The sequence below is a fragment of the Flavobacterium pygoscelis genome (genome assembly GCF_023162025.1).
GTDB lineage: Bacteria > Bacteroidota > Bacteroidia > Flavobacteriales > Flavobacteriaceae > Flavobacterium > Flavobacterium pygoscelis.
This window is the reverse complement of sequence record NZ_JALNUB010000004.1, coordinates 282,038-296,247: the sequence shown is the minus strand read 5'-3', so window position 1 is coordinate 296,247 and position 14,210 is coordinate 282,038. Positions and strand designations below refer to the sequence as shown.

The following is a 14,210-nucleotide window of genomic DNA, read 5'->3' as shown; positions in this document are numbered from 1 at the left end:
TTGTAGTTTTAAACTCAAAGTGATTATGGATTTGTTGACCAAATACTGCTATTTTTTATAAAAACTCTTCGGTTCAATTTTAATTGAGCGATAATTAATTCGGCCATATCTTCTGCTTGCATTACTTTATCAGGATTACCATCGGTAAGTTTTAATTCTTTCGCCATATTTGTTGCAACGGTACTTGGTGTTAAAGCAGTTACTCTAATATTGTGCTTGCGAACTTCTTGCATTAACGAATCAGTTAATCCTAAAACAGCAAATTTTGACGCACTGTACGCGCTAGTCATTGCATTTCCGTTTAATCCTGCAGTGGAAGAAATATTAATAATATCACCCATTTGTCTTTCAATCATATTAGGTAAAACAGCACGTGTTACATAATACGTTCCCATTAAGTTCACTTTAATAATGTTTTCCCACGCTGATGGTTCTAGTTCTAAAAATTTACCAAAAGCAGCAATTCCAGCATTGTTGACTAGGATGTCAATTGTTTTAAATTCTGCTAATGCTTTTTCTACAGCTGTGTTTACAGAAGTAATATCTGCAACATCAGCGATAACAGTCATAGATTTTACTCCAAGTGCATTTACTTCTTTAGCGACTTCATCTAAATCAGATTGTGTTCTTGCCATCAAGATTACATTTACACCTTCTTTAGCCAATGCAATTGCAACTGCTTTTCCAATACCTTTTCCGGCACCTGTAATAAGTGCATTTTTATTTTTTAAATCGTTCATGTTTTGTTTTTCTAAAATGAAGTACAAAGTTAAGCCATTCCCTTTTTTGTAACTGTTATTAAAAAGTAAAATAAGATAGTATTAACGTTTGTCAACTCTAAAAATTTAAATTATTTCCATCTAATAATTTGACAAGAAAACCCTCTAATTATGTAACATCAAGGTCACATAAATGGCTGAAGTTTGTAAAACAGAATTTTAGTTGAAGTTATAAATCAAAAATAAAAGATTTTATTATGAAAAAAATAGTTCTATTTTTAAATATCAGTATTGCATTATTAATTATTGGTTGCAAGCAAGAGAGTAAAACAGAGTCTACAATTGACAAAATTGCCGTTAAAGAAAGAAATGAACCTAAAAAAACTTCTTTTCATCTCGAAAACACAAAAGAATGGTTGTCTAAAAATAGTGCAGATAGTACAAACTTTGCTATAGCTTACGCTGTAAATAGAACGGATCCTGCTAATTTTAAAAAAATGGATTCTGTCGTTATTCCAGATGATATGAGTGGAGACATTGAATTTTATTTACCATTTCCATTATCGGTTTCGTCATTAAAAGAGATTAATAAAATCGTGTTTTTCTCTTATCCAACACAAACATTTGCGGCGTACGAAAAAGGCGAGTTAGTATATACAGGCCCTACTAATATGGGTAGAGAGAAAGATAAAACACCAACTGGACTTTTTTTTACGAACTGGAAAGCTGAAGAAACTACTAGTACTTTTGACGATGAATGGGATTTGCGTTGGAACTTTAATATCGAAAATAAATTGGGTGTAGGATGGCATCAATATACTTTGCCAGGATATCCTGCTTCTCATTCTTGTTTGAGATTGCAAGAAAAAGATGCTCGTAAGTTATATGATTTCGCAGACCAATGGGAATTAGCCAATCCAGAAACAGTAAAGGTAAAAGGAACACCAGTAATTGTTTTTGGTAGTTATGATTTTAAAGCCCCTAAACCATGGTTACAATTAGTTAAAAATCCAAAAGCATTAACTATTTCTGAAAATGAAATTGAAACGGTAACAAAGCCTTTTATGGAGTCTATTTTAAAGGAACAAAAAATTAGACAAGATTTCCAAAAAGCAGCCAAATAATAGTCAAATTAGAATATTAAAAAATCCATTCTGTGAATATTAATTCGCAGAATGGATTTTTTTTTAATTATAAACTTATTTTTTATTCAGATTAAAACAAAAAAAACTCCTAAGTTATAGGAGTTTTTAAAACTAATCTAGTTTATTTTTTATATAATATTTGCCATCCAAATCTTCATCAAAATCATCAATTTTAACTGGTTTTGGTTTTGGTTTATTTGCTGTTGCTTTCTTTTTCCACATTTCAAACTTTTCTGCTGGCATTTTTTTCTTCATGATTTCCAGAATCTCTTTTTCTGCCAGACCAAATTCTTTTTTGATGATTTCAAAAGGGTTCTTTTCTTCTAAAGCCATTGTAACAAGTTTTTCTGTTTGTTCCCAGTTTAATTCTTTTCGGTTACTCTTTTTCATCACGTGAAAATTAATTCAAATAAGTTGTTAATGATTAATAAATTACATTTCTAATTTGATACCAATATTAAGAAAAAAATAGTTAGATTCTATCAAAACTTATTTTTTTTTATATTTTTTACTTCTTTTCTTTTACAGGTTGATTTTGAAAGGGTATTTTTAATAAATTTTTTAAATTATTGTGTTCTGTAGGATTAGGATGTGTATCAATTCCGTAGATTATTTCTTCTTTAGAAAGCGTCCTGAAAGTGCCAAATAAACGATCCCATATTGAAAATATATTCCCATAATTACTATCTGTATAAGGCATCACATGGTGATGATGTACTTTGTGCATGTCTGGCGATACAATAAAATAACTTAAAAGTGTATCCACTTTTTTGGGTATTGCAATGTTCGCGTGATTAAATTGTGTAGCAATCACCGATAAAGTCTGATATAAAAAAATCATCCACATTGGACTTCCAATAATAAAAACTCCCATTGCAGTAAAGGCAAATCGAATGATACTTTCTCCAGGATGATGTCTATTGGCTGTTGTAGTATCGATCCAAGTGTCGGTATGATGTATAAAATGAAAACGCCATAAGAATTTTACTTTATGTTCTACTAAGTGAACTAAATAAGCACCAATTAAATCCAGCAAAAGTAATCCGATAAGTGTATAAAGTAAAATTGACATTTTAGGCAACCATTGTAGTATTCCAAAATTGTTATTAATTGTCCAATCAGCGGTTTTTAGTAAAATAAAAGCCAATAAGAAATTGACAATAATTGTGGTTAGCGTTAAAAAAATATTGATTCCTGCATGATGCCATTTTTTATAGTTGAATTTAAAAAGTGGATAGGCATTCTCAATCATCCAAAAAATAGTGATTCCCGCTACCAGAATTAAGCTGCGATGAGAAGATGGAATACTAGAAAAGTAAGATATAATTTCGTTCATAGCAATGAGTTATTATATCAAATATAATGATAAATCGATACAAAAATTATTTTATCAGTCTGAAGGTGAGGTTTATTCGTGATCCGATTGGTTTTGCTGTTTTAGGGATTTGATGTTTCCAGAAATGTTGCGTAGTTCCTTTCATCAAAAGCAGACTTCCATGTTGTAAATTGATGCTTTTTTTCTGTAGTGTATCAGTCTTATGTTTTAATTGAAATACGCGTTCCGCACCAAAACTAACCGAAGCAATTATAGGATTTAATCCTAATTCTTTTTCGTCGTCTGCGTGCCAACCGTTACTGTCTTTTCCATCGCGATAATAATTGAGTAAAACCGTACTAAAATTTGTTTCAGCAACCTTTTCAACTTCCGTTTTTATTTTTTGCAAAAGCAAACTCCACGGATGAGGTTGCATTTTTATATTCGAATAGGAGTATGATTTTCCTTCATTACCATACAAAGCGGTCAATCTAGGTTGCGGATGAATTTTTCCAAAAATTTTGATTTCATCTTGTTGCCAGAGAATGTCTCTTTGTAGTTCGGAATAAATTAAATCGGCTGATGATTGACTATAAAATTCGGGATAATAAATAATTTCAGCATCTGGTAATCCCAGAAATAGTGGTTCGGAGTATCCCTCAAATAAAGAATTCATTTTTTACGTATATTGAAAAGCCCAATAAATCAATACTAACTGCAAGGGCATTCTTAAAAGTAATACCCATTTTGGCAATCCCATTCTCGCCTTTTCATTAAAATACATATAAAGATGCGTGGGAAAAACAGCGATCAATAAAGCAATAATTCCCCAAGCAGCATAATTGGAAATACTTGCAATACACAAACCTATAGCCAAAAGTACTTCGGCCAAACCGCTAATTATATTTAATAATTTTGGATTTGGAAAAGAAGGAGGGATAATTTTTATGTAAAGACGTGGATTTCTAAAATGGTTTATTCCTGCAATGAAATAGATAAATGCCATTACATACAAATGCCAAGGTAAATTCATAATAATTTGTTTGTTACGAATTTATAAAAAAATCGATGAGTTTACTAGTATTATAACACGATTTATTAGTGTAAATCTTTAGCAGTTTTCTTAAAATTGACATTCATAATGATTATCGCTAAAATAATTAAGACAATACCAAACCATTGTAGCGGATCTACTTTTTCATTTAATAAAGTATAAGCCATCATAACCGAAACCGGAAGCTCTAGCGCAGAGACAATACTTCCTAGTCCAATTCCCGTTAACGGAAAACCGGCATTCAATAACATCGGTGGAATTATAGTTCCAAATAGAGCCATAATAATTCCCCATTTTAAAAAGATATCAAAGTTAAATGGAGTAACTTGTGTAAATAAAGCAAATGTAAATACAATTACCGCACCTCCAAGAAGCATATACAAACTTCGTTGGGTTGAAGAAATGGTGGTCGCAACACGATTAGCGGTAAACATAGTAGTAGTAAAGGAAGCAGCTGCTAAAACTCCCCACATAATGCCGCGCCAATCTAATTGTATTTCGTTGTTTATTAAGTTAGTTGCCAAAACGGTTCCCACTAAAACAATAATTACTGAAATAATTTTTTGTGTAGATGGTAATTTTTTTTCTAAAATCATTTCTAGTAAAACTCCCATCCAAACGGTTTGCATCAATAAAACGATCCCGATAGAAACAGGAATGTATTTCACGGCTAAATAATAAAAAAGACTGGTTGTTCCCAACGAAGTTCCCGCAAGCATCAAATGTAGAATATTTTTTTTCGTAGCTTTTGGAGTTGTATTCTTGTTTTTAATCTTCTGAATTAAATTTAAAAGTAGAATTCCAATAATTCCATATATAAATTGCGAAGTAGTTACTTCTGCTGTTGTAAAACCTTCTCCGTAAGCTATTTTTACAAAAGTGGCTAACATTCCGTAGCTCGTTGCACCAATTGCTACTAAGAAAACTCCTTTTAATACGCTGTTCTTTGTCATTTTTTTTAAATTTTAAAAAGCGGGCAAAGATAGGCTTTAGTTGCAACTTATGAGTAGAATTTAGAAGTTAATATTTCAGAAGTTTATTCTCCTTTTTTTATTAATTCTAGATCAGCGATTTCCTAAAATTATTATGTCGTATTTATTCTAAAAATACATTTTTCTAAATTAGAACCTAATTCTTGTAACGTTTGTTCTACTTACGAGTCTATTTAGATAATAAAATATCCATGATGAAAAATAATATCTTGTTGGCTCTATTCCTTTTTGGAAGTTTATGTACACTTCAAGCACAGGAAACACCTGCAAAAGCAGTTGAATTAAGCGAAGTATCAATTGTAAAAGTGAAGAAAGCTGTAGAACAAAAAGCAGACAGAACTATTTTTGATTTTGCAAGTCAACCCAGTTTAAATACAGGATCTGTATTAGACGGAATAAAAAAACTACCTGGACTAATTGCCTCTGATGTCGCTGGAATGATGTATCAAGGAAAGCAATTGGATGTTTACTTAGATGGAAGGCCATTAAATATAACTACAAACGAACTCAATTCTTTTTTAGAAGGAATGCCTGCAAATGCTATTGAGAAAATTGAAATCATAACACAACCTGGTGCCGAGTTTCCAGCAACTTCTGGTGGAGCTATTATGAATATTATTACGAATGTAAATGCTAAAAAATATTTAAGCGCAACCTTTACAAACAGCACGAATATTACTAATTATGATCATTTGAGATGGCGTGTAAACAATAGTTTGCTGCTGAGTGCTAGAAATAAATATTTTGGTTGGCAACTGAATCTTGGACAAAGTTATTCTGAAAGCGCTTTGTGGACTTCCTTAACTAAAAACGAGAATAATGTAACTACTTTAGTTTCGGCTACAGATGCGGATCGTATTGGAAGAACAAATTTTGTAAAATCAGCGCTAACTTTTGATATTGGTAAAGATAGATTGTTGCTTAATTATGATTTAAATTACAGCAATAATAATAGTGTAACTACGAGTAATGGTCCTGGGTTTAATACGGATGATGACTCTTACACAGATGCATTGCGCCAAGATTTCGTGGTGACTTACCAAAAAAAGTTTGACGACAGATCAAAGAAATTAGAGTTTAAATTCAATTATAATGATAATAAAAATGATTTTTTATTAGACTCTAGAATCAATAATACAAACGTTTTAAACAATGAATCAAATCAGCAATTATTCAATGCTAAAATTGATTATTCTCAGCCAATAAACTTTTCAGATGAAGGAAAATTGAGTTTTGGTGGTTTATATGAAGGATTGTTTTTTGAAACTCAAAATAGGAATGTGGTCAATTTAGACTATCAACGTAGAACAGCGGCTGCGTATTCAGAATTGCAAACTAAATTTAGTAATTTCAATTTTATCGTTGGTGCTAGAGCTGAGGATTACGATATTAGCGGAAAAACCAATACGACAGATTTAATTCCGTTTAAACAATTTCGATTTTTTCCTAACGCAAGTGCGCAATACAATTTTAGTAACTCTGTTTATTTTAATGTCAATTACAACAAGAAAATTAGTTTGCCGAGTACTTCTGCATTAAATCCTAACAATACCAATTATCAAAATCCCAATGTAGATTTCTCTGGAAATCCAAACTTACAACCTACAATCTTTGATAATTATGAAGTAAAATTAAGCGCGTTTGATTATGCATTTATTGGATACAATGTAAGTTCTGCTCAAAATCAAGTGGTTAATAGAGTTTTGCTAACGAATGATGTGGTGATCAATACCAATGTGAATGTGCCACAAATTAAAGTTCACAATTTTAATATTGGAATGCCAGTTCCGTATATGTTGTTTACCAAAGGACTTAAAGAAACGATGAAAATGAATGTCAATCCAGACACGATGAATTTCTTATATGTATATACGGCGTATCAATACCATCAAATTCCAGATATTAAAACCAATGGTTTTTGGATGTTAAATTTAATGTCGCAACTCTTATTGCCAAAAGATATTAAGTTTGTGGCCAACTTTACTTATATGTTTCCAAAGGGGAATTACTTTTATTTTATTGTAGATAAACCGATGCGAAATAGCTTAGATTTGACTTTCTCTAAAAAGTTTTTCAAAGATCAACTTTCCGTTTCATTGAGTGCTAGTGACATTTTTAATTCTAATCGCACTGTGGTGAGCTCCTATAATACGCCATTATTATTGTCAAGCAAATATGACTCTCGTCGATTTGGCTTTAGTATTAATTATAAAATTCCAACTAAAAACAAATTGGCTAAAGAAGGTCCAAGTTTGTTGAACAAAGAAAAAAAGGAAGAAGAAGGCAATTTGAATCAGTAAGTTTTATTTATGATTTTTGATTAACGATTTTTGATTTCTGATGTGAGAATCTAGATAAGTAAATAATTTATTTTCAACCACAAAATCGGCCTTCAAAAATCGTTAATCTTTAACGAGAAATCTTTAAAATAGTCCTTGCAATGCTTTATTCTGTATTCCTATTTTAGTAGGATCAAAGTCTAGTTTGTTTTTTAATAAACTCGCATATACACTTCTAAAATCTGTTTCGTATTTTAAATCACCTTGATCTAAATCTGATAGATTGGGATTATTACCAATGATTTTGCCTCGGTTGTTACCGCCAATAACAAACATTGGTGCTGCTGTTCCGTGATCCGTTCCTTTGCCATTGTCTTTTACGCGACGACCAAATTCAGAAAAAACAACAATAGTTACATTTTGTAATAAAGAGGCTTTTTTTAAATCGGTATAAAATGAAAATAACGCATCATTCAATTCCGTTAATTTGTTGTTTTGAATCGCCAATTGGTTGTCGTGCGTGTCAAATCCGTTTAGCGAAGTATAATATACTTTTGAATTCAAATTTCCTTTAATTAAACGGGCAATCCAAGCTAGATTTGTAGCCAAACCCGTTTTAGGATAGCTAATTTCAGTGTTTGATTTAGCTAATGCTTTCTGAATCTCATCAGAACCTTCAGTAACCGAATTGGCAATTTTTCGAACAAAATCCAATTGCGGATTATCAGATAAAGTTATTGTGTCCTCTTTTTGATTTTTAGTTTTAAAAACATTCGGGTTTTTCACCGTAATCGAATTAGGTTCTAAGCCTTTTAATGCCAAATTATCAATAGTGTCTATGTTGATTCCGGCAGTTGGTTGATGATCTTTACATTGCAAATCCAGATAGCGACCTAGCCAACCTTCGTTGCTATATTTATTAAAATCTGAAGCAGTTTGCCAAATTTCTTGACTGCGAAAATGCGAGCGATTAGGTTCAGGATAACCCACATTTTGAATTACCGATAAATCGCCATTTTGCTGCATTTCTGCAAATCCTTTCAAGGCTGGATGAAATGCCATTCCTTTATTTTTGCTAACAACAGCCTCGTTAGATAAAGCGATTTGTGGACGCAAGTTGTAATACAATGGATCCTCAAAAGGAACGAAGGTGTTCAGTCCATCATTTCCTCCATTTAATTGTACAAAAACAATGCATTGATCTCCAATAATTAAGTTTTGTTGCGAACCAAAAGCATGTAAAAAATCGGGTAAAAGTAGCGCGCCTCCAGTAAATGTTCCCGTAAGTGTCAAAAAGTTTCTTCTATTCATTTTCGCAATTTTAAAATTAAATCAATTGATATTCGGGCATTTTTATCATGGCATTATACAAGCGCAAAACAACCTGATTGGCATTCTCTGCTTTTGGATTGAAATCATATTTAATGATATTCTCAAAATCTTTTTGGGATGCAATATCTACCGAACACAACAATCTATTTTTTAGTTCCGTTATAATTTGCTTGTTATTACCATTATTGTTCCAATTGATTTCAACCTGTTTTGTTTTAATGTTTTTGTCTATCATTTCCTCGTTTGGTTTGACATTTTTTCTATTTAAACCGCGGCCGCTACAAAGTAAATCAGCAAGATTATTCCGTTGTAAATAGACTTGTGAAGTCAACCAAGAATTTCCGCCAACCCATCCTTTTACATTGGGTTGGTTGTATAAATCCATTCCTTGTTCTTTTATAAAATTGGCAATCAATTTTGGGTTTGAATTTTCAATATGAAGTTCGGATAGTAGTTGTAAAACATATTCCAACGGATTTTTTATTTTAGAACCGGCATTATTTTTAGTGTATTCCTCAGTAAATATTTTTATTAATAAAGGCTGAATTTCAAAATCAACTTTTCGAAAATAATCACCATAATATTCAACTAATTCCTCTTTTGGTGTATCGTAAATAAACCATCCTAGAATTTTTCTTGTAAGGAGATAAGGAATTTGCTTTTGTTCGAAAATTAGATCTACTATATCATCACATTTGAAGTTTCCGGTTTTTCCAAAAAAAGTCTTCACGTCATTATCCTCGAAAACGCGGCGGTATTGAGCTCCTTCTTTTCCAATTCCTAAACCTGCTAAAGCTTTGGCACCATTTTTTATATCAGACTCCGTATAATTTCCAATTCCTAATGTGAATAATTCTAATAACTCTCGGCTTAAATTTTCGTTGTTTTTCCCTTTTTTATTGTCCGTATTATCAAGATAACGCACCATTGCGTTGCTTTTTAATATTTTTTTTGTCAATTCCTTGAAATTTCCAAAAGCATTTTCTTCTAGAATTTGATGGTGTTGATAGATATAATAATTGACTTTTACCTTTTGAAAAGTTGCTACAAAATGGTTGTGCCAAAAACAGGTCATTTTCTCTCGTAGAGGAAATTCTTCATTTCTCATTTTATCAATCCACCACGCTTTCATTTCTAGTGAAACTTTAGCTTCAGTAATACGTAATTGCTTTCTAGCCTCCGTATTATCTTCTTTGTATTGCATTCGGAGTTGCTTGAAATCTTCCGCCGTTTTAGGACTATTTTCTAGAAAATCGGGTATTTGTTTTTCTGATTTTTTCTGGAAAGACTTTTCAAGAAATGAACTCAAACCAATTTCTGAAATAGTTTGTGCTTCTTTAGAGGAAAAACCAAGTCGTAATGACCAAAGTACTGTATTGTCCATACTATTAATGGGATTAAAATCGAATGATAATTATCAAGAAAAAGGAACAATGTTGCTGTGATTTTTCTCTTTTAGTTCTCAATTAGGACAGCCATTTTACCAAAAGGTTTAATAAAGAAGATTGATTCGAGAAGAGAGAAAAGACGATGTAATCTTGATTAGTGAATTAAAATAAATCAATTTCTATCATAAAATAAAAAGAACAGCACTTTTATGATTCTCAAAAAAACCTCTTTTTTTTTAAATATGATCACTTAATGCTTCTTGTATTTTTTAACTTAAAGTCTTACTATAACAAAAGAAACTGAGGTTTTAAAAACTTTTTTTAATAGTAAAATAATATAAATATTGTTATTTTTTTTTAAAATATATCAGATTATTCTTTATTAATAAAACTAATAATTAATAAAATATGTAGCTATTTTTTTATTATAATCATTTGTACATTTAACATTTGTATTTTAAAAATGTGTTGATATTTAAAATATTACCGTCTATATTTGCAAAAAAATTTTGCATGAAAGTAATACAATACTTATCAATTTTTTGTTGTTTTTTTAACACTTTGATTTATTCTCAACACGACACCAACATTACTTATGGTTTGAAATTCGGGGCTTTACACTCAAAAATCAGTAATCTTCCAGAGAGTATAAAGGGACGAGATAATACATTTGATAATAGTAAGATGGAAACCAAAGGTCTTTATGGTTTAGAAGGTGGTTTTTTCTTGAATTTTAAATTATACGATACTCGCGTAGCCATTCAGCCCGAAATTTTGTTTAGACAATCGGGAGAGACTGTTACCTATAAGGACAGAGTAGGTAAGGAGTTTGAGTTAGGGCTCAATTATTCTTACATAGAAATAGGGGCATTGTATAAAGTATATCCTTATAAGGGATTAAATTTAGGTTTTGGTGCTTTTTATGGTGTGAGCCTTTCACCCAATAATGTTACTTATAAATCGAATGAAGCTGGCGGATTATATGATGTAGCTACTAGACAGTTTTATCAAGATGGTTTAGATGGTGCAGATGATTTTTCGATGTGCTTTTCTCTGGGATATGAACTTCAGCAAAGTATTCATTTTGATCTACGCTATTATTTAGGTGTAAAAGATGTAGTAAAAAGTAACGCTTCCTCCTTTCAATTTATCGAAAATCAAAATAAAACCAACACTATTAGTCTTTCCTTAGGCTATAGTTTTCACCAATGGTAATTTCAAAAAAAATGAAAAAAATTATTATAATCCTTTTTTTAATTGGCGCAAAATCACTTTCAGCTCAAGGAGATAGAAGAATCACTTACGGGCTTTTTGTGGGCGGAATGTATTCAAAAATGTCTAATCTTCCTGATGTAATTGTACCCAAAGGAATTTATGAAGGCTACACTTTAGAAGAGAAAGGAAAGTTTGGTCCTACGGCGGGATTTTTAATTAACTGGAAATATCCGTATGCAAAAGTGAGTATTCAAACCGAGGTTTCGTATTCTCAACAAGCCACCGATTTGAATTATGAAGATGTAAAAGGTCTTGAATACAAAATAAATTTTGGTTACAGTTATCTTAATACCGCCACTCAATTTAAGTATTATCCGTATCAAGGTTTATATGTTGGTGTTGGTCCAGGTGTGTCTTTTAATATCAATGCTAATAATATAAAATACACTTCCAATAGTCAAGAGTTATTTGCAAATTCTGGAGTTTATTTTGAGCCTGATGCCAACGTACAAAAAGTTTTGAGAGAAGCGCTTACCGGTAAAAATTATTTTTACGGAATATTCTCAGCTGGATACGAATTTGAATCCAATTGGACTGTTGGAGCCAGATATACTTTGGGGCTTACAGATGCTTTAGCAACTGAAGAAAACGGGCATCGCTACAGCGAAAATAAAAATAAGATTAATAGTATTTCATTAATTATTGGATATTCATTTGATTTTGATGATTTGGCGAATTTTTAATAGCGATTTCATTTTTTAAAATAGTAGAAATTATGTGTAGAAGGATTTTTTTAGTATTGGTTTTTATTGCGTTATCGACCAGTAATTTAATTTTTTCGCAACAAAAAATAAAACCTGGTGCTGTACAAGATCCTACTTTTTGGCTTACTTCAAGAAATAGTGGAGAAGCTTATTATTGGGAAAATCGTACGGATAATGAAGGTAAAATAACTGCTAAAAAACAAACGGGAACGGCTTTCAATTTTAACCCTAGTATAATCTTTGATGCGACACAAGATTCTTTGATTCTGCCATTAGGAACGGATAAAAAAAGGAAACAGACCTTATTTCTAGTCTATAAAGTAAAAGATAGTTTAAAAGAACAGTTTTTATGGACAATAAATGATCCGAAAAAAATAGTAGCACTTGCCACCAATAAACGTTTGGTAGATTTAAAAAAATATTCGTACCAGTCTTATAAAGAAAAAATAAAACCTCATAAAGCCAATATTCATTTTTTTCAGCAAAATATTACCGATACCATAGCGCGCTCTTCCTCACTAACAATTGGTCAAAGGTCTAAGTTAGAAAAATTACCGCCAGAAGATTTTAAAGGAAATATAGGTGAAATTTTGGTATACAATAGAGTACTCTCGGGATTAGAAACTCAAAAAGTAGCTAGCTATTTAGGTATTAAATATGGAATTTCTCTTTCGCAATTTGAAAGTAAAAATTACCTCAATAGTTCAGGAGATATTATTTGGGATATAGATAAACACAAGGGATTTGAAAATTCTATTACTGCTGTAGGAAGAGATGATGCGAGTGGATTGTTACAATTAAAAAGTAGCAATATGATAGAAGAAGGTTTGCTTACCATTGCTCTTAAAAGTAAAAGCAACAAAATACCAAATAATTATTTTTCTTTTTGGAGTGATAACAGCAAAAATCTTATTGTAAAAAAGCAGGAACAAGGAGCGCCAATAGGAATTGCGAGAGAATGGCAATTAGATTTTGTGAATCCAAGTGATTTAAGTCTGGATTGGAATTTTAATACGAGTTTTATAAAAGGGACTTTACCTAAAAATACTTTTTACTGGTTATTAGTCGATTATTCAGGAAAAGGAACTTATCAAGAAAAAGATTCAGAATACATACGTTTAGGAAGTACAGAAACACAACAAAAACTAGTGTTGAATGATTTTGATTGGGACAAACAAAAAACAGGAAAAACTAATTTTACTATAAAAATTGCTCCAGAAATGTTCAGTAGCGTTTGGATTACAGAAGCTACTTGTGGAGTAACGGGATCCGGAGAATTAAATTATACTATACAAGGAGGTGAAGCTCCTTTTGTAGTAACAGTAAAAAAAGAAGGAAGTGATACTGTCGTAAAACAATGGAACCAAGCTGCTAAAAGTGCTAGTGGAGTACAACTTTCGTCGGGGAATTACGAGTATATCGTTAAAGATGCAAAAGGCAATTTATACACAGAAACTGTTTTTGTAGCTGACAAAGAAGGTACTTTCCCAGATTTAAAATCACAATACCAACTCACGAACGGTAACGCAATTACACTTGATGCAAGTCAAGGGTTGAAACCAGGAAATTATGAATACAAATGGTATTATGAGGGGAATTTTATTGATGATAATCCTAAAATTTTAATAGATCAAGCCGGTATTTATGAACTTCGATTATCAAGTGATAATCTATGCAAGACTTCGACTAAAATTGCGGTTTCTACAGATGGGAAAGAAAATTTAGATTCTAATGTCTTGATATTATATCCCAATCCAACAATTGACGGTCATTTTACAATAGCCATGCAATTTGTTCAAAAAACGGATGCCACAATTGCTATACATTCTTTAAATGGAAAATTAATTCAAGAAAAGGAATTCAAGCAAATAGAAAATTACCTATATGATGGGGTTATCAACGCTTCATCAGGAATGTATCTTGTTACCGTAAAATCAGATTTTGGAACTAAAACTTTTAAAGTAATTGTTAAGTAGTTCCATTTTAAATAAAAATTAACCGATTGCC

General features: G+C 31.4%; 13 protein-coding genes. 5 read left to right on the top strand and 8 right to left on the bottom strand.

Annotation, left to right across the window (positions count from 1 at the left end):
* Positions 1 to 23: 23 nt before the first annotated feature.
* Entirely contained in the window at positions 24 to 740 is a 717-nt protein-coding gene (locus MW871_RS07990) for a 3-ketoacyl-ACP reductase (protein ID WP_188049666.1), read from the bottom strand.
* A 236-nt stretch (positions 741 to 976) separates the two neighbouring features.
* Here MW871_RS07990 and MW871_RS07985 point away from each other — a divergent pair, with 236 nt between their 5' ends.
* Positions 977 to 1,843 (top strand): L,D-transpeptidase, encoded by an 867-nt coding sequence (locus MW871_RS07985; protein ID WP_248428188.1) that lies wholly within the window; start codon positions 977 to 979, stop codon positions 1,841 to 1,843.
* A gap of 132 nt (positions 1,844 to 1,975) precedes the next feature.
* On the opposite strand, the gene MW871_RS07980 is transcribed toward MW871_RS07985, so the two are convergent.
* From MW871_RS07980 to MW871_RS07960, 5 genes are all read right to left on the bottom strand, one after another.
* Positions 1,976 to 2,254, bottom strand: coding sequence for a DUF2805 domain-containing protein (locus tag MW871_RS07980; RefSeq protein ID WP_066081282.1), 279 nt, complete (start codon positions 2,252 to 2,254; stop codon positions 1,976 to 1,978).
* A 118-nt stretch (positions 2,255 to 2,372) separates the two neighbouring features.
* Positions 2,373 to 3,200, bottom strand: coding sequence for a sterol desaturase family protein (locus MW871_RS07975; protein WP_248428187.1), 828 nt, complete (start codon positions 3,198 to 3,200; stop codon positions 2,373 to 2,375).
* A 46-nt stretch (positions 3,201 to 3,246) separates the two neighbouring features.
* Positions 3,247 to 3,855 carry an alpha-ketoglutarate-dependent dioxygenase AlkB family protein gene (locus tag MW871_RS07970; RefSeq protein WP_248428186.1) on the bottom strand — a complete coding sequence of 203 codons (609 nt, stop codon included), beginning with the start codon at positions 3,853 to 3,855 and terminating at the stop codon, positions 3,247 to 3,249.
* Between the two features lie 3 nt (positions 3,856 to 3,858).
* A complete protein-coding gene (locus tag MW871_RS07965) occupies positions 3,859 to 4,212 on the bottom strand; it encodes a DoxX family protein (RefSeq protein WP_188049670.1) in 354 nt (117 codons plus the stop codon).
* Positions 4,213 to 4,277: 65 nt separating this feature from the next.
* Positions 4,278 to 5,186 (bottom strand): EamA family transporter, encoded by a 909-nt coding sequence (locus MW871_RS07960; RefSeq protein WP_188049671.1) that lies wholly within the window; start codon positions 5,184 to 5,186, stop codon positions 4,278 to 4,280.
* A 233-nt stretch (positions 5,187 to 5,419) separates the two neighbouring features.
* Between MW871_RS07960 and MW871_RS07955 the strand changes: the two genes are divergently transcribed.
* Positions 5,420 to 7,525: a TonB-dependent receptor domain-containing protein gene (locus MW871_RS07955; protein WP_248428185.1), complete on the top strand. Its 2,106-nt coding sequence runs from the start codon at positions 5,420 to 5,422 to the stop codon at positions 7,523 to 7,525.
* Positions 7,526 to 7,648: 123 nt separating this feature from the next.
* Here the strand turns inward: MW871_RS07955 and MW871_RS07950 are convergent, their stop codons facing one another.
* Positions 7,649 to 8,815 carry a DUF1501 domain-containing protein gene (locus MW871_RS07950; protein WP_188049673.1) on the bottom strand — a complete coding sequence of 389 codons (1,167 nt, stop codon included), beginning with the start codon at positions 8,813 to 8,815 and terminating at the stop codon, positions 7,649 to 7,651.
* A 16-nt stretch (positions 8,816 to 8,831) separates the two neighbouring features.
* Positions 8,832 to 10,220: a DUF1800 domain-containing protein gene (locus MW871_RS07945; protein ID WP_248428184.1), complete on the bottom strand. Its 1,389-nt coding sequence runs from the start codon at positions 10,218 to 10,220 to the stop codon at positions 8,832 to 8,834.
* 517 nt (positions 10,221 to 10,737) lie between these two features.
* On the opposite strand from MW871_RS07945, the gene MW871_RS07940 reads away from it, so the two are divergent.
* Genes MW871_RS07940 through MW871_RS07930 form a run of 3 tightly spaced genes read left to right on the top strand, consistent with a single transcriptional unit; the run spans position 10,738 to position 14,179 of the window.
* On the top strand, positions 10,738 to 11,439 hold the full coding sequence (locus MW871_RS07940) for an outer membrane beta-barrel protein (protein ID WP_248428183.1): 702 nt from the start codon (positions 10,738 to 10,740) through the stop codon (positions 11,437 to 11,439).
* 11 nt (positions 11,440 to 11,450) lie between these two features.
* Complete coding sequence (locus tag MW871_RS07935; protein WP_188049676.1) at positions 11,451 to 12,182, top strand: outer membrane beta-barrel protein; 732 nt, start codon at positions 11,451 to 11,453, stop codon at positions 12,180 to 12,182.
* Between the two features lie 32 nt (positions 12,183 to 12,214).
* Entirely contained in the window at positions 12,215 to 14,179 is a 1,965-nt protein-coding gene (locus MW871_RS07930; protein ID WP_248428182.1) for a T9SS type A sorting domain-containing protein, read from the top strand.
* Positions 14,180 to 14,210: the final 31 nt, after the last annotated feature.